This is a genomic window from Vibrio sp. 1-1(7), assembly GCF_013048485.1.
Taxonomy (GTDB): Bacteria; Pseudomonadota; Gammaproteobacteria; order Enterobacterales; family Vibrionaceae; genus Vibrio; species Vibrio fujianensis.
Window position 1 is genome coordinate 547,489 of record NZ_VHSP01000001.1, and the last position, 26,350, is coordinate 573,838.

The following is a 26,350-nucleotide window of genomic DNA, read 5'->3' on the forward strand; positions in this document are numbered from 1 at the left end:
GAGATTAGAAAGAGTGAGACAATCGTATACAAGTATTGGGGATGTTGCACCGATTTGTATACGGACATTCACACAGTGCACTATCATCCCATAGTGCTGTTAGAACAATAGGGAAAGTTCATGTCTACAGATAAACCTACCATTATTTATACTATTACCGATGAAGCACCAGCCTTGGCCACTTATTCACTACTGCCTATTATTCAATCATTTACAGCTTCGTCAGGCATCAATGTGGAAACGCGTGATATTTCGTTAGCTGGACGTATTCTTGCCAACTTCCCTGAGCACTTAAAAGAAGAACAAAAAGTCACTGATGCACTTGCTGAATTAGGCGCATTAGCACAAACGCCTGAAGCGAATATCATTAAGTTACCCAACATCTCAGCTTCTATTCCTCAACTCAAAGCTGCGATTAAAGAGTTGCAAGAGAAAGGATTTGCACTGCCTGATTATCCAGCTGAGCCGAGTACCTATGAACAAGAAGCAGTAAAAGCTACCTACGATAAAATCAAAGGCAGTGCGGTTAACCCAGTGTTACGTGAAGGTAATTCTGACCGTCGAGCGCCTACTTCAGTGAAAAATTATGCCAAGAAAAATCCGCATTCTATGGGAGCGTGGTCAAAAGACTCCAAATCACATGTCGCTAGTATGCAAGAAAAAGATTTCTTCGGCACTGAGCAATCGTTAACGATCAATGGTGCAACGGACGTTTCGATTGAATTTTTGGCAAAGGACGGCACCAATAAAGTATTGAAGAAACCATTTGCTCTGCTAGATAAAGAGATCATTGACACGAGTGTGATGAGCAAGAAAGCACTGATTGAATTCTTTGAAAAAGAGATAGCGGAAGCCAAAAAGCAAGATGTACTGCTTTCTTTGCACATGAAAGCCACCATGATGAAAGTGTCAGATCCAGTGATTTTCGGCTATGCAGTAAAGGTATACTACCAAGAGGTATTCGCGAAATATGGCGATTTATTTGACCAGTTAGGCGTTGATGTGAACAACGGGCTTGGCGATGTGTATGCGAAAATTCAAACATTACCAGAAGCTCAACGTGAAGAAATTGAGTCAGCGATTCAAGCGGTGTATGCGACACAGCCCGCATTGGCAATGGTCGATTCTGATCGTGGAATTACCAACCTGCATGTACCTAGTGACATCATTGTCGATGCCTCAATGCCAGCGATGATCCGTTCATCAGGACAGATGTGGGGGCCAGACGGTAAGCAAAAAGATACTAAAGCGATGATTCCCGATCGTTGCTACTCAGGGGTTTATCAAGCCGTGATCGATTTTTGTCGAGAGCATGGCGCTTTTGATCCCACTACAATGGGTAGTGTGCCAAACGTGGGATTAATGGCACAAAAAGCAGAAGAGTATGGTTCACATGATAAAACCTTCATTATCGACGCTGAGGGTGTGGTGCGCGTGATCGATAGCACCGGCAAAGTACTTTTAGAACAATCGGTAGAAGCGGGAGATATCTTCCGTATGTGTCAGGTAAAAGATGCGCCGATCCAAGATTGGGTTAAGTTGGCAGTCAACCGCGCTCGTGCAACGGGCGTTCCCGCTATTTTCTGGCTAGATAGTGCTCGTGCTCACGATGCGGAACTGATTAAAAAAGTAAATCAGTATTTACCCGATCACGATACGACGGGTTTAGAGATACAGATTTTGTCTCCTGTCGATGCGACCTTGTACACCTTGGCTCGTATGAAAGAAGGCAAAGATACGATTTCTGTCACGGGGAACGTATTACGTGATTACCTGACTGATCTCTTTCCCATCCTTGAATTGGGAACGTCGGCAAAAATGCTTTCTATCGTTCCATTAATGAATGGTGGTGGTTTGTTTGAAACTGGAGCGGGGGGCTCAGCACCCAAACATGTCCAACAAGTCCAAAAAGAGAATCACTTACGCTGGGATTCATTAGGCGAATTCTTGGCTTTAGCTGCCTCTTTAGAGCATCTCAGTATTGTTTCTGGCAATCGGAAGGCCCAAGTGTTAGCCGATGCGCTCGATCAAGCAACGGGTAAATTCTTAGACAATAACAAATCACCTTCACGTAAAGTGGGAGAGCTGGATAACCGTGGTAGCCACTATTATCTTGCCACTTATTGGGCGCAAGCATTAGCAGAACAAACACAAGATGCTGAGTTGGCTGCAGAGTTTACTCCCATAGCTAAACAACTGAGCGATCAAGAAGCGCAGATCATTCAAGAGCTTAACGAAGCGCAAGGCAAACCGGGAGATCTTGGTGGGTACTACGTACCTGTGTTTGAGAAAGTCTCAGCGTTAATGCGTCCAAGTCAGACCCTCAATCGCATCATCGACCGAGCGTAATGATGAGTGGCTAAGTACACAGATAATCGGGTGGCTTAGCCTACTTTTATTACATAAATTAAAAAGCGATACATACACAAAAAAAGCCGTTGTTGATGATGGTAGCGCTTACATAAATTAATTTAGGTCGCGTTGTCAGGTATCTTGAGGAAAAATAGACAGTTTTTGCTATAAAAGTGAACAAAGAAATCGTTTTTGAATGCAAAATAGTCAAACGATTTAAAAAGCAAAAAAATTCTATTGACTCATTGCATCGAATCCGTAGAATGCATCCCGTACTCAAGAGCAACGCGATAAACAAGCAAGCGGTTTGAGTCTTGAAGGCGCGTTGGCAGAGTGGCCATGCAGCGGATTGCAAATCCGTGGACCTCGGTTCGACTCCGGGACGCGCCTCCATTGCGACACTAGCTCAGTTGGTAGAGCGCAACCTTGCCAAGGTTGAGGTCACGAGTTCGAACCTCGTGTGTCGCTCCAAATTATATTCGCACGGCGCAAGCGGTGCAGAAGTTAAAAAATTAGTGTGCCCTGGTGGTGAAATTGGTAGACACAAGGGATTTAAAATCCCTCGACTTTCGAGTCGTGCCGGTTCAAGTCCGGCCCGGGGCACCATTTATAAAGAGCAAGGTAATAGCCTTACCTGCTTAATGCGACACTAGCTCAGTTGGTAGAGCGCAACCTTGCCAAGGTTGAGGTCACGAGTTCGAACCTCGTGTGTCGCTCCAAATAACAAAAAGCCCGATCAGAAATGATCGGACTTTTTGTTGTCTAGAATTTTTGAATACCGGACTCAGAGAGTTTATTAAGCGTAACTTGATATGCTTTCAATCTATCGCTTAACCATAACCATAACCATAACCATGGCACTTTTTGTTCAGCATCTCATTTAGTGAGTGTTGCGTAGGCACAGAGCATGCCCTTTGATAAAGTTATGTTTATACTTAAGTAATACCGTTTGGCACTGTATGACGCTATATGAAGTAAAGAAGCGGAATACAGGAAATAAACGAGATGAAATAAATAAACGAGCGTTTGCAGTTGGTCGCGCATTGTTCATTTCGGATTACGATATAATGGCATTCAAATAGGCTTTTGATAAATATGCAGTCATTCCAGTGGGATCGATATTTTGAAACAGGGATTCACGAGGTTGATCAACAGCATCAATATCTGGTGAACTTTATCAATCAATATGGCGCATTGCTGTCAGAAAATAATGTTGCCCTTAGCGATGTACGTGTGGCTCTGTTTGAACTCTCTCGCTATGCGGAATTTCACTTTAAAGAAGAAGAAATGCTGATGCGTACGAGCGGTATTGCGGACGCTCATTTGACTGAGCATATACAAGTACACCGTACATTTATGGCCGAACTGGTCAGTATGCAGGCCTTCCTGAGTGAAGCTGACGAAAAACCCGCGGTGCAATTGTTTGAATTTTTGATTCACTGGCTGGCGTATCATATTTTAGGTATTGATCAAAATATGGCACGTCAAATCAAAGCGATCGAACAAGGTATGACGCCTCAACAAGCCTATGATCAAGAAGAGCGTGAGCATGAAAGTGCCACAGAACCATTACTTAACGCATTGAGTGGATTATTTGAATTAGTTTCAGAGCGTAACCGAGCACTCGTAAAACTCAACCAATGTTTAGAAGATACCGTTGAGCAACGTACACAACAATTGCTTAAAGCGAACCAACAACTAGAGGCCTTATCTACTACGGATAGCCTAACCAAACTCCCTAATAGACGGAAAGCATTACGTCAGCTACAAGTTTATTGGGACGACGCAAAACAGCATCATTTACCGCTGGTTTGTATCATGATTGATGTGGATGATTTTAAGCAAGTAAATGATACGTGTGGTCATGATGTTGGTGACAGCATACTCATTGAGTTAGCTCAAACATTACAGCATTCATTTCGTAGTGATGATCTAGTTGCTCGCCTTGGGGGGGATGAATTTTTAGTGATTTGTCCGAATACCGATTTAGCAGGAGGGATCAACGTCGCCGAATTTACCCGCCAAGCCGTTAACTGCCTTACTATTGAGACGGAACATGGCCTCTGGCAAGCGAGTATTAGTGTCGGAGTTGCACAATCACATCAACAGATGACAAGCTACCATCAACTGATTAAATTGGCAGACAATGCCGTATACCAAGCGAAACGAAGTGGAAAAAATCAAATCAGTACGGCTCAATTTCAAGTAAAAAACGAGCCAGGCTAGATAGAATTGTTATAAAGATGGAACATCGTTGTTTCAGGTTTGCGTGAAAGTATTCTAGGGCGCGATTTCAGTTTGGCTTTGACAGCGGCTTTCGTTACTATGTACAGCTACTTAAAAACCAAGAATCCCTTATTCCCTTTCGGGCTCCTTAAGGATACTGCTGATAAGCAGACGAGGATACAATGCAACATCTACAAGAGATTATTGCTAACGCGACCGCAGCGATTAATGCAGCCGAATCGTTAGTCGCACTGGATGAAGTGCGTGTTCAATATCTGGGCAAAAAAGGTGAGCTAACGGCTCAACTACAAAGTCTAGGCAAATTACCGCCAGAAGAGCGTCGCGCGGCAGGCCAAGAGATTAACGTCGCAAAAGAAACAGTTCAAAAATCCATCGCAGCGCGCAAAGATAACCTACAACGTGCAGAGCTTGAAGCGAAGTTAGCGGCTGAAACTATTGATGTCACGTTACCTGGACGTCGTATCGAAAACGGCGGTTTACACCCTGTAACCCGTACCATCGAGCGTATTGAAAGCTTCTTTGGTGAACTGGGCTTTACCGTTGAGTCTGGCCCTGAAATCGAAGACGATTTCCATAACTTCGATGCGCTGAACATCGCAGATGATCACCCTGCGCGGACGGATCATGATACCTTCTTTTTTAATCCAAAGCTGATGCTACGTACTCACACCTCTGGCGTACAAATACGGACTATGGAAGAGAGCCAGCCACCACTACGTTTTATTGCTCCTGGCCGTGTTTACCGTAACGATTACGACCAAACACACACGCCAATGTTCCATCAAGTGGAAGGCATGCTGGTGGATGAAAACGTCAACTTTGCTCAGTTGAAAGGCATTCTGCACGACTTCTTGTGTAATTTCTTCGAAGAAGACTTGGAAGTGCGTTTCCGTCCCTCTTATTTCCCATTCACAGAGCCTTCAGCCGAAGTCGACGTGAAAGGTAAGAACGGTAAATGGCTCGAAGTACTGGGCTGCGGTATGGTGCATCCAAATGTGCTGCGCAGTGTAGGGATCGATCCTGAAAAATACTCTGGTTTCGCATTCGGAATGGGTGTCGAGCGTTTGACCATGCTTCGTTACGGTGTGAACGACTTACGTGCGTTCTTCGAAAACGATCTTCGTTTCCTAAAACAGTTCAAGTAATCCAGAGGTTTAATCACAATGAAATTTAGCGAATCTTGGCTTCGTGAGTGGGTTAACCCAGCGGTTACCACCGACGAGCTTACCCACCAAATTACTATGGCCGGTTTGGAAGTTGATGATGTTCTTCCGGTTGCGGGCACGTTTACTGGCGTAAAAGTCGGTCACGTTGTGGAATGTGGTCAACATCCAGATGCAGACAAACTGCGTGTAACAAAAGTGGATGTGGGCGAAGAAGAACTGCTCGACATCGTGTGCGGAGCACCCAATTGCCGCCAGGGCCTGAAAGTCGCGGTTGCGACGGTTGGCGCGGTTCTACCAGGTGATTTCAAAATTAAAAAAGCGAAGCTGCGTGGCCAGCCTTCACACGGCATGCTGTGCTCTTTCTCTGAACTGGGTATTGATATTGAATCCAACGGCATTATGGAGCTGGCGGAAGACGCCGTTATCGGTACTGATTTCCGTGAGTTTCTGGCTCTGGATGACGTCACCATCGATGTTGACCTGACATCAAACCGCGCAGACTGTTTCAGCCTGCGTGGTATGGCGCGTGAAGTAGGCGTGTTGAATCGAGCTGACGTGACGGAACCGATGGTGTCACCGGTGGCATCAACGATTGATGCCCACATAGCTATCGAAGTAAAAGCACCCGCTGCGTGTCCTCGTTACCTCGGCCGTATTGTGAAGAACGTCAATGTTCAAGCAAAAACACCGTTGTGGATGCAAGAAAAACTGCGCCGTTGTGGTATTCGCTCGATCGATCCGATTGTTGATATCACCAATTACGTCATGCTTGAGCAAGGTCAGCCCATGCATGCGTTTGATCTGGCGAAAATCGAAGGCGGTATCGTGGTGCGCTTGGCTGAACAAGGCGAGAAATTGACCCTACTGGATGGCAACCAAGCAGAACTGAATGCCGATACGCTGATTATTGCTGACCAGACTAAAGCGCTGGCGATCGCGGGTATCTTTGGTGGTGAGCACTCCGGTGTAAACAGTGAAACAAAAGACGTGTTGCTCGAATGTGCATTTTTCGCACCGGATCATATCCGTGGGCGTGCTCGTCGTTATGGTTTACATACCGATTCATCAATGCGCTTTGAACGTGGCGTCGATTACGCACTGCAATACGCTGCAATGGAACGGGCCACTCAGCTTCTGATCGATATCTGTGGCGGTGATGTTGCGCCAGTCGTAGTGGCAGAATCTGATGCGGATCTGCCCAAACCGAATACGGTGGCACTACGCCGAATTAAACTCGATAACCTACTTGGTCACCATATCGCGGATACGGACGTGGTTGAAATCCTACAGCGTTTGGGTATGCGTGTTGAAACAACGGCTGAAGGCTGGGCAGCAACCGCGCCAACTTGGCGTTTTGACATCGCAATCGAGCAAGATCTGGTGGAAGAAGTAGGCCGTATTTATGGTTATGACAACATTCCAAATCAAGCGCCAGCGGCTGCGCTCAATATGAACCTGCATAAAGAAGCGAACCTACCTCTGAAACGCGTTCGTGATCTGCTAGTTGATCGTGGTTACCACGAAGCGATTACTTATAGTTTCGTTGAGCCAGAACAACAAAAATTGATCGTACCAGAGGTTGAGCCCTTGATCCTGCCAAACCCAATCTCAGCAGACATGTCTGCCATGCGTTTGAGTTTGATTCAAGGGTTGCTGAACACCGTGGTTCATAACCAAAAACGTCAGCAACCTCGTGTTCGCTTGTTCGAATACGGTCTACGCTTTATTCCCGATCAAGCTGCTGAAAACGGTATGCGTCAAGAGCCAATGTTAGCAGGTGTTATTTCTGGAACTCGTAGTGAAGAGCACTGGAATCTCGAAACAGCAACGGTGGATTTCTTCGACCTCAAAGGGGATGTAGAAGCCATTTTAGAACTGACGGCAAATGGCAAAGCATACAGTTTTGCAGCAATGAAGCACCCGGCGCTTCATCCAGGTCAGTCTGCCGCGATCATGTTAGATGGCAAACAAATTGGTGTGATCGGTACGGTTCACCCTGAACTAGAGCGCAAGTTTGGTCTCAATGGCCGTACTCTGGTGTTTGAAATCGAATGGTCTGCGATCAATAGCAAAGTGATTCCTGAAGCGGTAGCGCTATCTAAATTCCCTTCAAACCGTCGAGATATTGCCGTTGTGGTGGATCAAACGGTTGCTTCTGGTGATATTGTGGCGGCATGCCGAATCGCGGGTGGTGAGTTACTCAAAGAAGCCAAACTGTTTGACGTTTATGTTGGCAAAGGCGTTGCGGAAGGGAAGAAAAGTTTGGCCATTGCCTTAACGCTTCAATCATCAGAGCGAACCTTAGAAGAGGTTGATATTGCTGCGGCGGTTGAAAATATCGTTAAAGTCATTGCTGATCAATTCTCCGCCACATTACGTGATTAAAGTCTAATTCTTGGTCGAGCATTGATGATGAGATAAAAGAGCAGGGGAATGTCCTTGCTCTTTTTTTATCCGCGATGACTTCTGTCGATTTTCGGTATACAATTAGCATTAGCAAGCTTATGATTTTTCAGCTTATTCTTGTTTTATTACTGACAAAGATCAAATAGATTGGAAATTTCACAATTAGAATTAAAGAGTAAAAAAATATATACTTTTAATATTTTATGCTGATTTTTGTCTTTCATTGTGTTTTTATTTTTAATTTTATCAATTTTAAAGCGTGAAAATTCAACCCGTTGAATATGTGTCAGTTCGTTAATAAAATAAAAAAGTTGGCGAAAATCATAAGGTTGGCATACACTTTTGTTTAAAGCCGATATGTCTTTGATTGGCTGAGCAAAAATCACTGTGGTGCTGCTTAAAGCAGCAAGGTTAAACCTAGCTTTGAGGAAAGTTTATGGCGCTTACAAAAGCCGATTTGGCTGAAAACCTGTTCGAAAATCTAGGATTTAGTAAACGGGATGCCAAAGATACGGTGGAAGTGTTTTTTGAAGAGATTCGTAAAGCACTAGAAAGCGGCGAACAGGTTAAACTGTCCGGTTTTGGTAATTTTGATCTACGTGATAAAAATGAGCGACCAGGTCGAAACCCGAAAACGGGAGAGGATATTCCAATCACTGCTCGACGTGTTGTCACGTTCCGCCCAGGACAAAAGTTAAAAGCCCGTGTTGAGAACATCCAAATCGGAAAATAACGCACAACAATAAAAAAGCCACAAATTACTGTGGCCTTTTTTTGTTTGTGAAGCGCTATTTCATGTTCACGGCGTAAGTCTGTTTCGGAAGTCAGTCAGTTAGCTACGCCGCTTGTATATGCGTTGTAATATAGGGTAACCATGCTTGTTGATATAGACGAAGCGACTCGTTGCGAAAACGATTGATTTTTGCGGTTTCCCAACCATTGAGCGATCGTTGCTCATGGATGGCTTTACGTTCTATGCGTTGAATTTGTTCATACAAAACATGTTCTGGGCCACTTTTTACATCAGCAATGGCTTTAAGATGAAACTGCACTTCAGCAATGATTTTTGTTTTTGGTAACTCAACCAAAACATTGAGATCACGGTAACCAGATGGTGCGGGTGATTTAAATCGATTTTTTACCTTCACAATGCTTGCTTCACGGCCTAATGCTTCATAGGCCTCGACTAAGCTTGGTACATCATCGGCGATGATGGTGGCACGCGCAAGGTCAGTAATTCGTGCGGCTTGTCCGCCGAGTTCCAGCGCGACTTTTTCTCTGGCTCGATGCTGAGATTTAACACCGCCGAAGAGAGAGTGTGTTGATGTCAGCATTGCAGTACTTTTACACAGGGTTTCAAGTTCATGCTGAGCTTGGTGCGCTTTGCTGTAGAGCACATCAAAATCATCGTACGGTTGTAATACGTTATCGTGGGTTGATTGAATGCCGTATAGGCCACTTAAGCTATGTTTGAATCGTTGAGCATTAATTTGATTTTGGTACTCTCCTTGTGGCTCCTGCGGGGATGAATTGATAACCGGAATGGCGGCGGCCAAAGCTGGCGCTCGGCTTAGCGTTAGTAGCATGAGCGCAGTGGTTCTCAGCAATAGACTCATTCACTCTCCTTAACAGATGTTGCTTAGGTCAAAAGTGAAACCTAAAAGAATCCTAATCCAACAAAAGGCTGTTACCTAGATAAAGTATTGGGGCTAAGAGTGCAAACTCAATGTGTTGACTCCTCCATTTCTATATAGTGAGTGGTTGATCACACTAATTACCTTAACGGGCTTGATGGTCGATAATACTATGAAACTTAAACATAAAATTAGTTCCCGCTGCGGATGTAACAAAAGATGAATTTGAGTGTAACTGGCATTCATTGGCGAGGTTGAGTTATGCTAACGCTTTTCGGTTCTTAAAGCGTTGTAATGATCGATTTCGAATTTTGGCATAATAAATGGGCGGCGAATCAAATTGGATTTCACCTCATGGAAGTTAATCCATTGTTGATGAAATATTGGCCGATGGTGAAACCTAAACGTCACGATACCGTATTGCTTCCGCTATGTGGTAAAAGTGAAGATTTGGTATGGTTAGCTGAACAGCATGATAGTGTTCAAGGCGTTGAACTGAGCCCCATTGCCGTTCGTGCTTTTTTTGCCGAACATTTATACACGCCGCTAGTGACCGAATTATCGGCTCAGCATACGTGTTATCAGTTTGATGAAATTTGCCTGTACACGGGCGATATTTTTACTGCGCCTATTCATCCTGTTGATATTATTTATGATCGTGCGGCTCTGGTTGCGCTACCTGAAAGTATGTGGAATGAGTATGCGAATCGGCTACTTTCTTTATTAAATCCAGGTGGACGGATTTTATTGGTGACCTTAGATTATCCGCAAAATGAACTCACTGGCCCACCATTTAGTGTAACCGAAAAAGCGATTCGCCGATTGTTTACTGGGCTTTCTGTGACTCAATTGCATAGGGATGAGTTAGGAGCACAGCATCCAAAACGGGCTAAAAAAGGGCTCAGTCGTTTTGCCGAAGAGGTATGGCTAATCGAGCGTTAAGAGAAGCCCTCACCGGATAAGATCATGATACCCAAGTCAGCACACCGACTTGGGTATAGACAATCGGTTGATCTAATAATGGATTTTAACTGATTTGACACTCTCAATAGCTCGATCAGTTGCTTGTGTGGTGTCTTTGCCTCTGGTTAAAATAACCCCTAAGCGACGTCGTCCATCAATATCCGGTTTTGCAAATAAGCGAAGCTGAGCGGTTGGAATACTCAAGGCCTCCTCGATACCTGAAAACTTGATATCATTGGCGGTTCCCTGACCGAGTAGCGCAGCAGATGCCGATGGGCCATATTGAATAATGCTTCCGACCGGTAAACCAAGAAACGCACGCACATGCAGTGCAAATTCAGAAAGATCTTGTGAAATTAGTGTGACCATGCCGGTATCATGCGGGCGAGGGGAGACTTCATTAAAAATGACTTGGTCGCCTTTAATAAACAGCTCAACACCAAAAATTCCGTAACCTCCCAGCGCATTAACAATCTCTTCAGCGACGTATTCAGCGGCTTTTAAAGCATTTTCTGACATCTTTTGTGGTTGCCAAGATTCACGATAATCGCCCTGTTCTTGTCGATGACCGATAGGGGCACAGAAGTGTATGCCATCACTGGCTCGAACGGTGAGCAATGTAATTTCATAATCAAAATCGATAAATCCTTCAACAATGACCCGGCCTGCACCGCTACGCCCTCCGGCTTGAGCATATTGCCACGCGGCTTCGATGTCTTCAGGGGTTTTGATGATGCTTTGTCCTTTACCTGATGAACTCATTATCGGTTTACATACACAAGGTAAACCGACCTGCTCTATTGCAGCGACAAACTCAGTGTAATGGTCAGCGAATTGGTAAGGCGAGGTTGGTAGAGCAAGTTGCTCAGCCGCTAGGCGACGGATCCCTTCTCGGTTCATGGTTAAGCAGATGGCATGAGCATTAGGCACAATGGTCATGCCTTGTGCTTCCAGCTCAAGTAGTTTCGCTGTTGCGATAGCTTCTACTTCTGGAACGATGTAATGCGGTTTTTCTAGCTCAATAATTTGTTGTAATGCTTGAGGGTTGAGCATATCGAACACATGGCTACGGTGTGCAACTTGCATCGCAGGCGCATTGGCGTAGCGATCACAAGCAATCACTTCTAAACCTAGTCGTTGACATTCGATAGCCACTTCTTTTCCTAACTCTCCAGAGCCAAGTAGAAGAACGCGGGTTGCACTATTGAGCGTTGCTGTTCCCAACATAAAGAATCCTTATTAGTTATGCATTAATACCCTTGCCACTTAAAGTTGCTGTGGTATTGGTTCAATCACACGCTGTACCGATGCTCATAGGGATGGTGAGAGCGGTGCAAATTTGTGTCAGATGACTCTTGTCACTCATTTGTTGCTTATCGGCAACGTCAAGTTGTTTCAGTACAAAGTGAAGTCTCTATCATGGGCTTAATCACTGGAAGACTTCACTATCTTGAGAGCGAAAACAGCGGCGATCATACTGGAAAGATAAAAAAAAGAAAACGTTTGCCTTTGAGTGTCGTCAAACTTAATGCGTCAATAATCGCCAGAATACTGGTAAGTCGAAGCTAATTTGGTATTTGAAAAATAAACCAGCTCTTATAGGGCTCAAATTCTTATAAAGCTGATGAAGTGGGGCTCAGCGTATTTTTCTACCTGTGAGGTCATAAAATGGACAACGTATCAGTACTGATAATATATGTATGAATAAGATCATGTTATTTATTCGCCTTAACCACTAGTATCGTACTCATAACGATAACGTTGATGAGTTCTCCGCAATGCTTCGAATGATTAACTTAGAAATTAAAACCGCGTTGCTATTCGCGCTTGGATTAATCGGTGTTGTCCTGAGTAGCTTATTGCTGACGCGGTATTTTTTTCTCTATAGCCTTGATGAGTTAGAGAACATAGAAGTGCATCGCGCTAGTCATCAAGCTTTATCGGTGATTGAGTCTTTAGTTCAAAGGCAAGAAGATACATCCTATGATTGGGCATATTGGGATGAGTCCTATAGGCTGCTAACCGACCAAGATCCCGGGTATGCTGAACGAAACTTAACTCCAGAGGGATTAAGTGCCCTGAGCTTAGATTTGATGGCTTTTATTCGGCCTAATTACTCCTTGATGCTGGCCTATAATCAAACCAATGATGGGGCAAAACAAGCTGAAATGTTATTGCAAGCGCAGGCTATCTCTTCTTATTTGCAACACATGAACACTCAGCCAGATGCTAAAAAAACCAGTATGGCAAGCTTAGTTCGAATCGATCAACAGTTATGGGTGGTCAGCTTGACGGCGGTAAGAAACAGTGAAGGCAATACTGAATCGGTCGGTTGGATGCTATGGGGGCAAAACTTAACAAATCGTTTTCCTCAGCATTATGAGGGAATTTTAATGGCCGATAATCAACTATTAATCGACGATCAAAGTCTCTCGTTTTGGTTATCGCCTCAACAAAATGAGCATGATCACGGCCTGATTGAACGCACGGGCCAACATTTGACTCATCACAGCTTCATCACGGACCGTCTCAATAATACTATCGCGATTTTAAAAACCACTGAACCGAGAATTTACTTTCAGCGGGCGAAAAGTGTGTTTATTTTACTCATTGTAGTGATGCTCATCGTCACGAGCGCAATTGCCTGCATTATGTACGGTATTTTTTGGGTCACAGTGAGTCGACGCTTTAGCTACTTCGAAAAAGGCATGAAAAATTTACTGAGTACCGTTGAGGCCCCCAAAAGAAGCCGACATACCGACGAGTTTGACCGTATTACGCAATGGGTAAAAACACTAGCCCATGCTTCTTCGCAAACAGAAGAAAAGCTACAAGAAACCTTACAAAAATTTGACGCGCTTTATCATAGTCATAGCGTCGGGATGATTTTGTTGACTGATAAAGTGATTGTCGATGCCAGTCCAACCGTGCTGATTTTACTGGGTTATCAACGTGACAAGCTGATTGGCCAGCCATTGAGTACCATTTGTGGCTGCGAAACAGAACAGTGTGGGATAGAGCCGCTATACCAATCAATAAATCAAGCGCAATGCCATTTTGAAACGATCCTGAAGCGTTACGACGGAACAGACATTGCTTGCTCTGTTGAAGCTGCGTTGCTAGACGATGACGAAAATACATCTGTCCTATTATCGATAAAAGACATCAGTGAACAAAAACGCCAGGCGGAAATCATTGAAACCCTAAAGCAGCGAGATCCTGTTTCTGGTTTGCTGAATAGACAAACTTTCATCCAGCGAATTCATCAACGTATTCAGCAGCAAGGGCCTCCGTTTAATGTATTGTATCTGTATGCTTCACGCTTAAAAGAGATCGATGAAGTCTATGGCCATGATTACTACGATCGGCTAGTGCAGCATTTAGCGACAACGTTGAAACAGTTTTTCCCAGAGCTGGAAATTGGCCGAATTAGCGAACAAGAGTTTATGATTTGTGCTGAGGAGCCAATTCAGTATTTAGAAACGGAAGGTGGCCGGATATTAATGGAATATCGGCAAAAGATCACCTTAGAAGATATTGAATGTGAAATAGGTTTGAAAGGCGCGCTATTATCTTCCGCCATGGATTTTGAGAGCTTTGAAAATTTATCACATACTGGGTTTTATGCAGTCACGCATGGCTCTAGTGCCTACTCATCCGTCGTTAAGGTTAAACCTGAACATTTTACCCGCGCGCAAGAGCTATTAGTGCTTAATCGAGATATTATATCGGCATTAAAAAATGGTGAAATTACCGTACATTATCAGCCGATAGTCAAAGCGTCTACTGAGCAATTAATTGGTTTTGAGGCATTGGCACGTTGGAGGCATCCGACCTTAGGTATGATCTCGCCAGCAGTATTTATTCCGTTAGCCGAGCAGCGCAAATTGGTCGTCGAATTGGGTGAGCAAATTATTGATAAAGCGTGTCAATTTATCCAACACTTTCAACGGATGGGCCAAACCCCTTCATCGCGTTTAACGATTCATGTCAATATATCTAGCCCACATTTTCACCATAACAGCTTGGTCGAAACACTCCAAAAAGCGATCGAGGCTTATCAATTGCTTCCTGGCCAGTTGGTTCTTGAATTGACGGAAAGTATTTTATTAGGAGCGGAAGACGATATCATTCATCGGATGAAAACCATTAAAGCCTTAGGAGTTCAACTCGCACTCGATGATTTTGGTACCGGATATTCGTCGTTTAGTTCGCTTTGTAATTTCCCATTAGATATTGTGAAATTAGACAAATCTTATATTGATGGTTTAGAAACTAACAGTAAGGCCCAAAGTATCATCAGAAATATTATCCATATGGCACAAGAACTCGGCATGACGACCGTGGCAGAAGGGATTGAAAGTGTATCACAACTGAGAACATTAACCGCTTGGAATATTGATGAAATTCAAGGTTACTATTTTTATAAACCAATGAGTAAAGAGCAAGCTTTTAAACAATTCCCCTTAAATTAACGCCACGCTCTGTTTTGTATTAGAACTAATATCAACAGATCCTAAGCGATTACGCCATGGATAACATCAGCCGGTCGTTTGAATCCGCTCTTGTTTCGTCAGCTCGACTCTACCTTTCTTATCAGCTTCAAGACTGTGGTTAGGGTGATTTTTGGCGACCGAAGTTTTTGGTGTTACTGGGTTTCAGCCTCACCGTTGCTTGAGCTTGCAACGGCTTAGCTCTCATTTTTAAACGTTCATTTAACGAGGCCTTTGGTTTGTGCTGCTCTGTCGCGCTATTATGCTTATCTATGCAGTGCGCTCCTTATCTTGTGAGCTGGTGAGATAAATCAACTGATCGCACTACATTTCTTCCCATCCCCAGAAATCACTATAGCTCTTTTCCCCTTTGGAGCTTTATGAAAGAGAGAAGTTACGACCGATATAAGTTTGAACGGCTAACTTGCCATCCTTTTACCGAAAATATGACACCGTGGGAGCGATGCTGATGAATGAAGTAAACCCGAGTGAATTTTATATAGCCCATCCCGATAGTGAGCATGGACACCACCAAAGCGTTTATGCTCACTTAACAGCGGTGAGCGAATTAGCTGGCAGGCTTGCTGAAAAAATAGGTTTTGCCGAACAAGGGCAACTGATTGGCTTAATGCATGACTTTGGCAAATACAGCAGAGCATTTCAAGTTTACATGCGGCTGATTATTGCAGAGCAAACGGGCTATAACCCAGATAATGATGAGGGGAGTTCTGAAAATTCAAGCAGCAAAAGCTTAAAGGGGAAAATTGACCACTCAAGTGCAGGTGCACAATGGGTGATTAATACACTGTTGCCTCATCTAAATCATTTACAGCAACAAGACCAAACTCTTATTCCTTACGGGTTAGCCATTACTCAAGCACTAAGTCTGTGTATTGCCTCGCACCACAGCGGGTTGATTGATAGCTTGTCAGAAAATGAAAACGTTTTTGCAAACCGGATTAAAAAGCATGATGAACTAACCCATCAAAAAGAATGCACTAAAAACGCAGATCCTGATTTACTTTCACAGGCGCAGTCACTCGCAAGTTTTGAATTTCTTTTAAAAAGCAGCTGCAACCTTAAAAGTATGTTTGATCGATACGGACTTTCAGCTATTGAGCATGATTACTACCTTGGCATGTTTACAAAAATGTTGTTTAGTTGCCTAATTGATGCCGACCGAATTGATAGTGCCGACTTTGAGCAGCCAAGCAATCAACCTGAGCGTTTTAAGCAACCTAATTGGGCGTCTGCTTGCGATCAAATTGAAAGCTTTATTGCACAGTTTGAGCCAGTCAATCCCATCGATCATATTCGTGCTGAAATATCAGACAACTGTTTTAATCGCGCACCAGGTGAAACGGGCATTTACAGTTTGACTGTCCCAACGGGTGGTGGAAAAACTTACGCTAGCCTGCGCTTTGCACTGCATCACGCTAAAAAACATAATCTTGATAGGATCATCTACATCATTCCGTTTACCTCAATTATTGAGCAAAATGCCACTGCCATTCGTGAAGTTTTGGGTGAAATAGACTCAGATGATTGGGTATTAGAGCACCATTCAAATTTGGAGCCAGAGCAACAAACGTGGCGTTCAAAACTGGCATGCGAAAATTGGGATAAGCCCATCGTGCTCACCACCATGGTACAGTTTCTTGAAAGTATGTTTGCAAATGGTACGCGTGGATCAAGGCGGTTACATCAGCTTAGTAATGCGATACTGGTGTTTGATGAAATCCAAACACTCCCTATTCGTTGTGTTCATTTATTCAATAACACCATTAACTATTTAACGCGGTTTTGTAACACCACTGCGGTAATGTGTACCGCGACCCAGCCTTTACTCAATCAGTTACCCGAACAAATCAAGCCGTTTGGCGAATTGCAATTACCGCTAGAAAATGAACTAACCCCTAATATTGAAAAGCTTTATCAACAGCTAGAACGAGTGAGAATAAAAAACGTTACCAAAAAAGAGGGTTGGAATGAGGTCGAAATTACTGAACTAGTACAACAGCAATTATCAGCGGTACAAAGCTGTTTGGTGATTGTAAATACCAAAGTTTGGGCAAAGAAACTGTTTCAAGCATTGCAAAGTCAAGTTCTTGATGGGACGAAAATATTCCATTTAAGTACGGGCATGTGTTCGGCTCATCGCAAGCAAATTCTAGATGAAGTTAGAGCGCGGTTATCAGGCAGGTTGGCCACTTTATGTATCAGTACTCAGCTTATTGAAGCAGGTGTTGATGTTGATTTTGGCTGCGTTATCCGTTTTGTCGCTGGCCTTGATTCAATCGCTCAAGCTGCTGGGCGTTGTAATCGAAATGGCAAACAAAAAAGGGGGCATGTGTTCGTGCTTAACCCTGTCGAAGAAAATGTCGGTATGCTACACGATATTAAAACAGGCATTGCTGCTTCAAACCGAATATTCACCGAATTTACCGAACAAGAGCTGCTTAAACCGCAAGCAATTAGTCAATATTTTCAATACTACTTTTATGAGCGCCATAAAGAGATGAGCTATCCGGTTAAGCAAGATCAAAGCTTACTTAACTTGCTAAGTAGTAATCAAAGAAATATCAATAAAACACCGTTTGCACTGAGACAGTCTTTCATGACTGCCGCGAAACAGTTTAAAGCCATTGATGCACCTGTGCATTCCGTGATCGTGCCATTTAATGAAGAAGCGCAAAGCATAATCACACAATTGTGTGCGCTTGATAAGCGCTTTGATGCGGCAAGTTACCGCGGCTTATTAAAGGCTGCACAAAAGTACAGTGTGAATATTTTCCCTAATGTATGGCAAAAACTCACCGATCAGCAGGCGGTGTACCCAATAGCTCAAGACGAAGCTGTGTTTTATTTAAGTGAAGAATTTTACAGTCAAGATTTTGGTTTGAGCTTAGAAGTAACAAATACTCAGCAAGATTTAATTTTTTAAATGCAACCATGTTTTTAACAAGGAGAGCCATGTGAAAAACAGTATTAGTTTTAGATTATGGGGCAGGTATGCGTTATTTACTGACCCCATAACGAAAGTGGGAGGTGAAAAGTGTACTTACCACATTCCTACTTACGAGGCGATTAAAGGGATTTTAAAATCCATCTACTGGAAACCAACCCTTATTTGGCATGTTGATAGAGTCAGGGTAATAAAACCACTGCGTACCCAAACGAAAGGAACAAAGCCGTTGAACTGGGGCGGAGGTAATGAACTTGCTTATTACACCTTTTTACATGATGTGGAGTATCAAGTTGAAGCCCATTTTGAGTGGAATGAACATCGCCCTGAATTAGCGAGAGACCGTGTTGACGGTAAGCATTTTGCCATTGCTAACCGCATGTTGGAAAAAGGTGGACGACAAGATATCTTTCTAGGTACCCGTGATTGCCAAGGTTATGTTGAACCTTGTGTTTTTGGGGAGGGCAAAGGGGCTTACGATGATATTGATGAGCTGGGTTTTGGCTTAATGTTCCATAGCTTTGGTTATCCTGATGAAACTGGTAATGGCGAACTGATCAGTCGATTTTGGCATGGTGTGATGAAAAACGGGGTGATTGAATACCCAAGAGTAGATGCTAAGGAACTTAAAACTAAATATGTAAGAACAATGGTAGCTAAGAATTTTGATTTAGAAAATAATTTGCTACCTGTTGAAAAGTTGGAGGCTGAAATATGAATCTTATTTCGGCTTTAGCAAATAGTTATGAGGCATTAGTTGAGCAATATCCCGAGGATATCTGGTTAGTCAGCCATGTTAAAAAGCAAGCCCATATTGAAGTCGCAGTTGATTTGCAAGGTAGGCTAATCCCTTCATTAACTAAGCTACTAGAAGGTAACGAAGCCAAGACTTTAATACCTGTAACAGAAAGTTCTGCAAACCGTTCTGGAGCAAAAATAGCGCCGCACCCCTTGTGTGAAGAGTTAAGTTACATAGCAAAAGACTTACCTAATTTGAAACAGGAAAAGTATGACGCGTATATGGAACAATTGACTGATTGGTGTCGCTCTGAATATTCCACTCCAAAACTGTTAGCTATTAGAGACTATTTAGAAAAAGGAACTATTTTTAAAGACCTTTCACAGCTTTTCGAGTTACCTATAAAGTTTCGTAATGAATCAGGAAAAAACACCCCAATAAAAGTCGATAAAACATTTATTCGTTGGGCTGTTGTTGCCCCAAAAATCCTTGATACTTCCACTCAAAGTGACAAAGAGGTTATTGAAAGTTGGCAAAGTTATGAGACTAGATTTGGTGAAAATGATTTTTGTTTTTTAGATGCCAAATCCGTTAGATGTGCGACTCGTCATCCTAGGTTTCTAAGGAGTAGTGCCGATGGCGCAAAAATTATATCCTCAAATGACAGTAGTGGCTTTACATATCTTGGTAAATTCACTGATGCAAACCAAGTTGCAAATATTGGTTACCTAAATAGTCAAAGGGCACACAGTTCTCTTCGTTGTTTAATTGAAAAACAAGGAATAAAGATCAAACAAAAGGGTAATGAGCCTTTAGTTTTTCTAGCTTGGTCTCCCCTTGGGAAACCTGTCCCAGAACCTACCGAACTAGACTTCAGTGACTTTGCCAGTTTGTTAGAAGAAACAGATAGCGTAGATCATACACAGGATTTAGGTCGAGCTTACGCTAATCAATTAAAGCGTTACTTTAACGGTATAAAAACGAAAAACCAGTTGGATGACAATGAGCAAATTGCACTGCTCGGGCTAGATTCTGCGACGCCAGGACGAATGGGTATTTTGTATTACCGTGAAACTATAGCCAAAGAGTTTTTAGCGCGATTAGAGCAGTGGCAGCTCGATCTGGGTTGGCAGCAGCGAGTCAAAATAAACGAACAGTGGCAATGGGTTTATAGTGCCCCGAGCTTGTTTCGAGTGCTTGATGGTGTATATGGTGATGTACTTAAATCTGCTGACACCTTAAAGAAAAACCTCATTACCCGTTTATACCCCTGTATCGTTGAGGGTAAACCCATTCCTCAAGACATCATGCACAGTGCGTTTCACCGTGCAATTAACCGCGTTGCCTATAAATCCGATCAAACTTGGCTTTGGTTGCAAAATTTAGGTATTGCCTGCTCACTGATCAAAGGTTTTTACATCCGAACAACCCATTCAACTATTCAAAAGGAATACCCAATGGCATTACAACAAGATAATGCCAGTCGCGACTATTTGTTTGGTCGTTTACTGGCGGTGGCTAACAAGATTGAAAAAGTGGCGCTCTCAAGTAGTGAAGCAAATCGTTTAACCACGGCAGAGCGTTTTATGACGCAATTTGTGAATAGACCCGCTTCAACGTGGCTAAACATCAGCAATGCCTTAGTACCGTATCAGCAAAGACTGTTTAATAACTACCAAGGATACGACAACGCAACAAAAGCACTGCTTATGCAAATAACCGATAGGTTTAATCCTGCCGACTTTACCTCAAACCAAAAACTGACCCCTGAATTTTTGCTTGGTTTTCACAACCAAATGATGTGGCTAGAAACTCATAAAGTAGAGAAAGGCCAATGGGTTAAGAAAGTGAATGACGAACAAGTTCAAGAAAACTTAGAAGAAACAGTTTAAGAAAAGGAATATCACTATGACTTTACAAAATAAAATCGACTTTGCATTAATTTTTAACGTATTAAACGCTAACCCAAATGGTGACCCTCTTAATGGCAACCGCCCGCGCACCGATTACGAGGGCTTTGGTGAAATTACCGATGTTTGTTTAAAGCGCAAAATTCGTGATCGTTTGCAAGAAGCGGGAGAAAGCATTTTTGTTCAATCGGATGAAAGGAAAACCGATGGCATGACAAGTTTACGCAACCGAGCTGAATCAGACGAGGTTGGTGTAGGAAAAGAGGCATTCAACAGTAAAAAAACGGCACCAAGTCAAGCCGCAAAATTATGTTGTGAAAAATGGCTCGATGTACGTGCATTTGGTCAAGTTTTTGCGTTTAAAGGAACAGGCTCGGATGGTGTGTCTATTCCAATCCGTGGGCCTGTTACGATTCAAAGCGCGTTTAGTATTGAGCCAGTGAGTATTACTAGCACACAAATTACCAAGAGCGTGAGTGGCGAAGGTGATGGCACCAAAAAATCATCAGACACCATGGGGATGAAGCATCGTGTAGATAAAGCCACCTATGTTGCTTTCGGTGCCATGACCCCTCAGTTGGCTGAGAAAACAGGCTTCAGTGATGAAGATGCAGAAAAAATCAAAGCAGTATTAGTCAAACTCTTTGAAGGTGATGCATCATCAGCGCGTCCCGAAGGTTCTATGGGTATTTCACATCTTATATGGTGGAAGCATGGCTCTAAGTCTGGTCAGTATTCTTCAGCAAAAGTGCATCAAACGCTAAGATCTCATATTGAACAAGGTTTACCGCTTGAAACGACGGCGTTGAACGATTCACTGGTAAGCGCTTTACAAGGTCTAGAGCCAGAAGTGATCGAGGGTTTCTAATGATTGATGCTCGCCTAATCAACATCTCCGCTCTACAGCACTTTGCTTTTTGTCAGCGCCAATGCGCGCTGATCCACTTAGAGCAAGTGTGGCAAGAAAACTACCTAACGGCACACGGGCGGCAGTTACATGAGCGTGTGGATAATGGCGAGCCAGAAACTCGTAAAGGGGTGCGTTTTGAACGTGGCGTAGTGGTAACTGCGCCACAATTAGGCGTAACAGGCAAATTAGACTTATTAGAGCACCATAAACTCAGTAATCAATTTGTCCCCGTTGAATATAAACGAGGGAAGCCAAAAGCCAACGATATCGACAAAGTACAGCTGTGCGCGCAAGCCTTATGCATCGAAGAAATGCTATCTGTTGAAGTCAAAAATGGCGTACTTTGGTATTGGCAAACGCGCAAACGCATTGAAATTGAATTCGATAACTCACTGCGAACGCAAACTAAAGCCTTGATTACCCAAATACAACAGTTGTTTGCAAACGGAAAAACACCTCCACCAACCAAAGGTAAACACTGTAAGGCATGTTCTTTAATTGAGATCTGTCAGCCAGATTTAATCAACAAAGATAGTTCAAGTGGTTACGTTGCCGGATTGTTTAATACGGAGGCGGAATGAAAAAACTGCAAAACTCACTTTATATCACCAAAGATGGCGTCTATTTACATAAGCAACGCGAAACTTTGTTGATTGAACAAAAAGTCGAGGGTGAAAAGCAAAAACTGATGCAGGTTCCTATTCATTCGATTGGTAGCATCTTTTGTTTTGGCAATATTATGGTTTCGCCGCAGTTACTTGGCTTTTGTGGTGAAAATGGTACACACCTCGCTTTTTTTGATATGCATGGCCGTTTTCTCGCCAATGTGGTTGGCAAACAAACGGGTAATGTATTGCTGCGTAGGCAGCAGTTTAGTGTTCAGGAGCAAGCCGCAAACGAGATTGCCAAGCATATTGTCGCCGCAAAAATACGTTCATCTCGTATGTTGCTTTTACGCTTTAGACGCAATCACAGCAGTACGCCACAGTTAGAAAAAGCCATTGAGCGTTTAAAGCAAATTATTGAGCAACTCAAAGGAGTGACTAGTTACGACATCATTTTAGGGCTAGAAGGAGAGGCCGCATCACATTACTTCTCGGCGTTTGCCGACATGTTTAAAGGCAATGAAAGCAAACAGTTGTTTGATAAGCGTACTCGAAGGCCGCCTAAAGATCCTGTTAATGCGGTTATTTCACTGCTTTACTCTGTATTAGGGCAGGAGATCAGCGGGGCATTACAAGGAGTTGGCTTAGATCCTCAGGTCGGTTTTTTACACAAAGAACGGCCCGGCAGAAATAGCCTCGCCCTTGATCTTTTAGAAGAGTTTAGAGCTTACATTGTCGATAGTATTGCCTTAAAACTCTTTAATAATAAAAGCCTCACCACCAAAGACTTTGAGACAGATTGTCTTGGTGGAGTCACCATAAAAGACGACGCGCGTAAGCTGGTTTTTCAGGCTTACCAAGCTAAAAAACAAGAAGAAGTCATACACCCTTTTTTGCAAGAAAAGGTGCAAATTGGGTTATTACCGCATGTCCAAGCCATGTTACTAGCCCGGCATTTACGTGGTGATTTAGCCCACTATTCGCCATTTGTGATCAAAAAATAAGGAGCGAGCCATGATGGTTTTGGTCACCTACGATGTATCCTTTGCCAGTGATGATGGGCAAAAACGCCTCAGGCAGTTAGCAAAAGTCTGCTTAGACTATGGTATGAGAGTGCAATATTCAGTGTTTGAATGTGAAATAGACTCAACACAATGGTTAGAATTTAAAGATAAACTTTTATCTATTTATGATCCTGAAGTCGACAGTTTGCGTTTTTATAAGCTCGGTAAAAACTGGCAAAACAAAGTAGAGCACCATGGCGCGAAAGAAGCGATAGATATATTCAGAGATACCCTAATTTTATAATCGCTAGCCTTGGGTTCTCAGTAAAATACTGGGGATCTAGCGATGGCATAAGTTCTTTAAAAATAGAGCAAATATTTATTTTTATAGCTTCACTCAAAATAGTTTTCTTCTACCCAACAAAGTTAGCGGCAAACTATAATCTGTGCTAATTTATACCTGCCTTTCACAATAGGCAGTCGCGCCTCCCGCAGGCGCGTGGATTGAAACCAGACTCAAAGTCCTCAGGCTTGCAATAACCAAGGTCGCGCCTCCCGCAGGCGCGTGGATTGAAACTATGATTTCCTCGGCGCTTGGCTCGTCTTTATATGTCGCGCCTCCCGCAGGCGCGTGGATTGAAACTCGTCAGTCAGATTAAACCACTCGCCTTTAATTGGTCGCGCCTCCCGCAGGCGCGTGGATTGAAACGTGTCTAGATCTGTGAATATTTTTGCGACAGACGTCGCGCCTCCCGCAGGCGCGTGGATTGAAACCGTTAAACCGCTAATGTAAGTCGTGGGCACAAACGTCGCGCCTCCCGCAGGCGCGTGGATTGAAACTGGGCAATTACGGTTAATAATGAAGCAATTGAAGTCGCGCCTCCCGCAGGCGCGTGGATTGAAACTTTCTCTAGCCTATCCAGAGCGCGAGAGTTTTTAGTCGCGCCTCCCGCAGGCGCGTGGATTGAAACTGTAGAGTGGATGCTTTTACTAGCTCGTAATACTCGTCGCGCCTCCCGCAGGCGCGTGGATTGAAACGTAAGTCTTGCCCTTTAACAGCTCTCCGTGATTTGTCGCGCCTCCCGCAGGCGCGTGGATTGAAACTTTGATACCGACCATCCGGTTGGCGAAGAGGGCAAGTCGCGCCTCCCGCAGGCGCGTGGATTGAAACTTGTATTTTCATTGCCCTAGCTCCATCAAATACGTCGCGCCTCCCGCAGGCGCGTGGATTGAAACCGAATACCACGCTTCCTTCCTTGCCCGTTTCCATTCGTCGCGCCTCCCGCAGGCGCGTGGATTGAAACATAACCCGGCGCTAAGCGAAAAATGCCCGTCGGCTGTCGCGCCTCCCGCAGGCGCGTGGATTGAAACTAGCAGACGTTAAAGGCGATATTGAACTATTGGGTCGCGCCTCCCGCAGGCGCGTGGATTGAAACAGGATTAAATCCGATTAAAAACGCTTCTGTTGGGTCGCGCCTCCCGCAGGCGCGTGGATTGAAACTTTTTCTTGGTCTCGCCGCCATTTCAACTTTCTCCGTCGCGCCTCCCGCAGGCGCGTGGATTGAAACTATCAAGGAGAACGCGCCAGTGGTGATGTTCGCGTCGCGCCTCCCGCAGGCGCGTGGATTGAAACGATCTCTCTGCGAGTCATCAATCCTTTCCACCTTGTCGCGCCTCCCGCAGGCGCGTGGATTGAAACAAGCTAAAAAGAACCGAGCGCATTAATACCAGCAAGTCGCGCCTCCCGCAGGCGCGTGGATTGAAACATGCAAAGAAAAGTGATTTGCTGTTATGAGATTTGTCGCGCCTCCCGCAGGCGCGTGGATTGAAACAACGGATCGGAATGGATGACTCCGGGGTTGCGTTGTCGCGCCTCCCGCAGGCGCGTGGATTGAAACATTTTTGTATCCTTGTCTTGTTGCTAAAGTTTCGTCGCGCCTCCCGCAGGCGCGTGGATTGAAATCCGCTCCGCGGGGGTAACTGGAATAATGGTTCGGGGCTCGCCTCCTACAGGTGTAATATTTGATCGATGACGTGGCGGTTTTCCTCATGGCAATTTTGTGATGAGCGATTTTTTCGTCAATATAGTCACTTAAATCATGTTTTTATCGACTATATTAGAATTGGTTGTTATCCTGTAACGCTTCACATGGCGGTTAATATCATTAGGTGTGGGGCGATGGGATCACTGTTGGAAGTGAAGCAACTGAGTACGTATAGCCAACAAGGTTGGCAAGCATTAGTTACTGCGTCGTTTGAGGTTGATAAAAATGAATGTATCGCAGTTATTGGGCCGAACGGCAGTGGTAAATCGAGCTTACTTAAGTCGATTACTGGTGAATATTTGGCTGTTCAGGGTGAGTTACGTATTGATGGCCATAAACTGAGCGATTTATCTCTCCAACAAAAATCCAAATTAATTGCTGTAGTCGCACAAAATGATTACGTCGATCCTCGTTTAACGGTACGTGAATATGTTGGGCTTGGCAGAGTGCCTCATGCCTTTTGTTGTAGTGAACGTACTCATTTGGCTGCAGTGAATCAAGCGCTAAATGAGGTAAGGCTGATCGATAAAAGTGAACGTAAAATAGGTTCACTGTCTGGTGGCGAGCAGCAACGCGCTAATATCGCCCGAGCCTTTGCCCAAGAGCCGAAACTTTTACTCCTTGATGAACCTACCAACCATTTAGATCCTTTAGCGCGTTTGGAATTGCTCGATCTGATTAAACATAAAGAAGTGGCCTGCATTGCGGTATTACACGATTTACAGTTGGTTGCTCCATTTGCCGATCGGGTCATTCTTATGGCGAATCAGCGTATGGTTAAGTTCGATAGTCCGACGGAAATCCTAAGTAATCAATATATCACGCCAACGTTTGGGTTAAATGTGCTGACTTTCCAACACCCATCTCTTCATAACGCAGTTCATCATTTCGAAGCCGCATCTTTATAGGCT

At 43.9% G+C, this 26,350-nt stretch carries 17 protein-coding genes, 4 tRNA genes and 1 CRISPR repeat array; of the genes, 19 read left to right on the forward strand and 2 right to left on the reverse strand.

Annotated features, from left to right (window positions below; genetic code table 11):
- The first annotated feature begins 120 nt into the window (after positions 1–120).
- The 9 genes from FKN05_RS02615 to ihfA all read left to right on the forward strand — a co-directional run bounded on the left by FKN05_RS02615 (position 121) and on the right by ihfA (position 8,904).
- Entirely contained in the window at positions 121–2,349 is a 2,229-nt protein-coding gene (locus FKN05_RS02615; RefSeq protein ID WP_161427725.1) for an NADP-dependent isocitrate dehydrogenase, read from the forward strand.
- 322 nt (positions 2,350–2,671) lie between these two features.
- Positions 2,672–2,745, forward strand: a tRNA-Cys gene (locus tag FKN05_RS02620).
- Between the two features lie 2 nt (positions 2,746–2,747).
- Positions 2,748–2,823 (forward strand) — tRNA-Gly (locus FKN05_RS02625).
- A gap of 48 nt (positions 2,824–2,871) precedes the next feature.
- Positions 2,872–2,958 (forward strand) — tRNA-Leu (locus FKN05_RS02630).
- Between the two features lie 37 nt (positions 2,959–2,995).
- Positions 2,996–3,071 (forward strand) — tRNA-Gly (locus FKN05_RS02635).
- A 376-nt stretch (positions 3,072–3,447) separates the two neighbouring features.
- Complete coding sequence (locus FKN05_RS02640) at positions 3,448–4,578, forward strand: GGDEF domain-containing protein (protein ID WP_170886847.1); 1,131 nt, start codon at positions 3,448–3,450, stop codon at positions 4,576–4,578.
- A 182-nt stretch (positions 4,579–4,760) separates the two neighbouring features.
- Positions 4,761–5,744 (forward strand): phenylalanine--tRNA ligase subunit alpha, encoded by a 984-nt coding sequence (gene pheS / locus FKN05_RS02645; RefSeq protein WP_099612554.1) that lies wholly within the window; start codon positions 4,761–4,763, stop codon positions 5,742–5,744.
- A gap of 18 nt (positions 5,745–5,762) precedes the next feature.
- Positions 5,763–8,150: a phenylalanine--tRNA ligase subunit beta gene (gene pheT / locus FKN05_RS02650; protein ID WP_099612553.1), complete on the forward strand. Its 2,388-nt coding sequence runs from the start codon at positions 5,763–5,765 to the stop codon at positions 8,148–8,150.
- Positions 8,151–8,607: 457 nt separating this feature from the next.
- Complete coding sequence (gene ihfA / locus FKN05_RS02655) at positions 8,608–8,904, forward strand: integration host factor subunit alpha (RefSeq protein WP_099612551.1); 297 nt, start codon at positions 8,608–8,610, stop codon at positions 8,902–8,904.
- Positions 8,905–9,007: 103 nt separating this feature from the next.
- Here the strand turns inward: ihfA and FKN05_RS02660 are convergent, their stop codons facing one another.
- Positions 9,008–9,787, reverse strand: coding sequence for a RelA/SpoT domain-containing protein (locus FKN05_RS02660; protein WP_170886849.1), 780 nt, complete (start codon positions 9,785–9,787; stop codon positions 9,008–9,010).
- Positions 9,788–10,099: 312 nt separating this feature from the next.
- Here FKN05_RS02660 and FKN05_RS02665 point away from each other — a divergent pair, with 312 nt between their 5' ends.
- On the forward strand, positions 10,100–10,747 hold the full coding sequence (locus FKN05_RS02665; protein ID WP_099612550.1) for a thiopurine S-methyltransferase: 648 nt from the start codon (positions 10,100–10,102) through the stop codon (positions 10,745–10,747).
- Positions 10,748–10,819: 72 nt separating this feature from the next.
- Here FKN05_RS02665 and purT read toward each other — a convergent pair whose 3' ends face one another.
- A complete protein-coding gene (gene purT / locus FKN05_RS02670; RefSeq protein ID WP_099612549.1) occupies positions 10,820–11,995 on the reverse strand; it encodes a formate-dependent phosphoribosylglycinamide formyltransferase in 1,176 nt (391 codons plus the stop codon).
- A gap of 551 nt (positions 11,996–12,546) precedes the next feature.
- Between purT and FKN05_RS02675 the strand changes: the two genes are divergently transcribed.
- From FKN05_RS02675 to FKN05_RS02715, 9 genes are all read left to right on the forward strand, one after another.
- Complete coding sequence (locus FKN05_RS02675; protein WP_099612548.1) at positions 12,547–15,243, forward strand: EAL domain-containing protein; 2,697 nt, start codon at positions 12,547–12,549, stop codon at positions 15,241–15,243.
- Positions 15,244–15,730: 487 nt separating this feature from the next.
- Positions 15,731–18,205, forward strand: a complete 2,475-nt coding sequence (gene cas3, locus FKN05_RS02680; protein WP_170886851.1) for a CRISPR-associated helicase Cas3' — start codon at positions 15,731–15,733, stop codon at positions 18,203–18,205.
- Between the two features lie 31 nt (positions 18,206–18,236).
- Positions 18,237–18,944, forward strand: coding sequence for a type I-C CRISPR-associated protein Cas5c (gene cas5c, locus FKN05_RS02685; protein WP_170886853.1), 708 nt, complete (start codon positions 18,237–18,239; stop codon positions 18,942–18,944).
- Positions 18,941–20,857, forward strand: coding sequence for a type I-C CRISPR-associated protein Cas8c/Csd1 (gene cas8c / locus FKN05_RS02690; protein ID WP_170886855.1), 1,917 nt, complete (start codon positions 18,941–18,943; stop codon positions 20,855–20,857). The genes cas5c and cas8c overlap by 4 nt, the downstream gene beginning before the upstream one ends.
- A gap of 16 nt (positions 20,858–20,873) precedes the next feature.
- Entirely contained in the window at positions 20,874–21,743 is an 870-nt protein-coding gene (cas7c, locus tag FKN05_RS02695) for a type I-C CRISPR-associated protein Cas7/Csd2 (protein ID WP_161427288.1), read from the forward strand.
- Positions 21,743–22,366 carry a CRISPR-associated protein Cas4 gene (cas4, locus tag FKN05_RS02700; protein ID WP_170886856.1) on the forward strand — a complete coding sequence of 208 codons (624 nt, stop codon included), beginning with the start codon at positions 21,743–21,745 and terminating at the stop codon, positions 22,364–22,366. The genes cas7c and cas4 overlap by 1 nt, the downstream gene beginning before the upstream one ends.
- Positions 22,363–23,394: a type I-C CRISPR-associated endonuclease Cas1c gene (cas1c, locus tag FKN05_RS02705; protein ID WP_170886857.1), complete on the forward strand. Its 1,032-nt coding sequence runs from the start codon at positions 22,363–22,365 to the stop codon at positions 23,392–23,394. The genes cas4 and cas1c overlap by 4 nt, the downstream gene beginning before the upstream one ends.
- 10 nt (positions 23,395–23,404) lie before the next feature.
- Complete coding sequence (gene cas2 / locus FKN05_RS02710) at positions 23,405–23,698, forward strand: CRISPR-associated endonuclease Cas2 (RefSeq protein ID WP_099612541.1); 294 nt, start codon at positions 23,405–23,407, stop codon at positions 23,696–23,698.
- 175 nt (positions 23,699–23,873) lie between these two features.
- A CRISPR array of direct repeats spans positions 23,874–25,357; the repeat unit is 32 nt; unit sequence GTCGCGCCTCCCGCAGGCGCGTGGATTGAAAC.
- 216 nt (positions 25,358–25,573) lie between these two features.
- Complete coding sequence (locus FKN05_RS02715) at positions 25,574–26,347, forward strand: ABC transporter ATP-binding protein (RefSeq protein ID WP_099612540.1); 774 nt, start codon at positions 25,574–25,576, stop codon at positions 26,345–26,347.
- Positions 26,348–26,350 lie beyond the last annotated feature (3 nt).

Coding starts and splice junctions, on each gene's coding strand:
- FKN05_RS02715 (WP_099612540.1), top strand. CDS start 25,574: ATGGGATCACTGTTGGAAGTGAAGCAACTGAGTACGTATAGCCAACAA.
- ihfA (WP_099612551.1), top strand. CDS start 8,608: ATGGCGCTTACAAAAGCCGATTTGGCTGAAAACCTGTTCGAAAATCTA.
- pheS (WP_099612554.1), top strand. CDS start 4,761: ATGCAACATCTACAAGAGATTATTGCTAACGCGACCGCAGCGATTAAT.
- FKN05_RS02665 (WP_099612550.1), top strand. CDS start 10,100: ATGATCGATTTCGAATTTTGGCATAATAAATGGGCGGCGAATCAAATT.
- pheT (WP_099612553.1), top strand. CDS start 5,763: ATGAAATTTAGCGAATCTTGGCTTCGTGAGTGGGTTAACCCAGCGGTT.
- FKN05_RS02615 (WP_161427725.1), top strand. CDS start 121: ATGTCTACAGATAAACCTACCATTATTTATACTATTACCGATGAAGCA.
- FKN05_RS02640 (WP_170886847.1), top strand. CDS start 3,448: ATGCAGTCATTCCAGTGGGATCGATATTTTGAAACAGGGATTCACGAG.
- cas8c (WP_170886855.1), top strand. CDS start 18,941: ATGAATCTTATTTCGGCTTTAGCAAATAGTTATGAGGCATTAGTTGAG.
- purT (WP_099612549.1), bottom strand. CDS start 11,995: ATGTTGGGAACAGCAACGCTCAATAGTGCAACCCGCGTTCTTCTACTT.
- FKN05_RS02660 (WP_170886849.1), bottom strand. CDS start 9,787: ATGAGTCTATTGCTGAGAACCACTGCGCTCATGCTACTAACGCTAAGC.
- FKN05_RS02675 (WP_099612548.1), top strand. CDS start 12,547: ATGCTTCGAATGATTAACTTAGAAATTAAAACCGCGTTGCTATTCGCG.
- cas7c (WP_161427288.1), top strand. CDS start 20,874: ATGACTTTACAAAATAAAATCGACTTTGCATTAATTTTTAACGTATTA.
- cas2 (WP_099612541.1), top strand. CDS start 23,405: ATGATGGTTTTGGTCACCTACGATGTATCCTTTGCCAGTGATGATGGG.
- cas3 (WP_170886851.1), top strand. CDS start 15,731: ATGAATGAAGTAAACCCGAGTGAATTTTATATAGCCCATCCCGATAGT.
- cas1c (WP_170886857.1), top strand. CDS start 22,363: ATGAAAAAACTGCAAAACTCACTTTATATCACCAAAGATGGCGTCTAT.
- cas4 (WP_170886856.1), top strand. CDS start 21,743: ATGATTGATGCTCGCCTAATCAACATCTCCGCTCTACAGCACTTTGCT.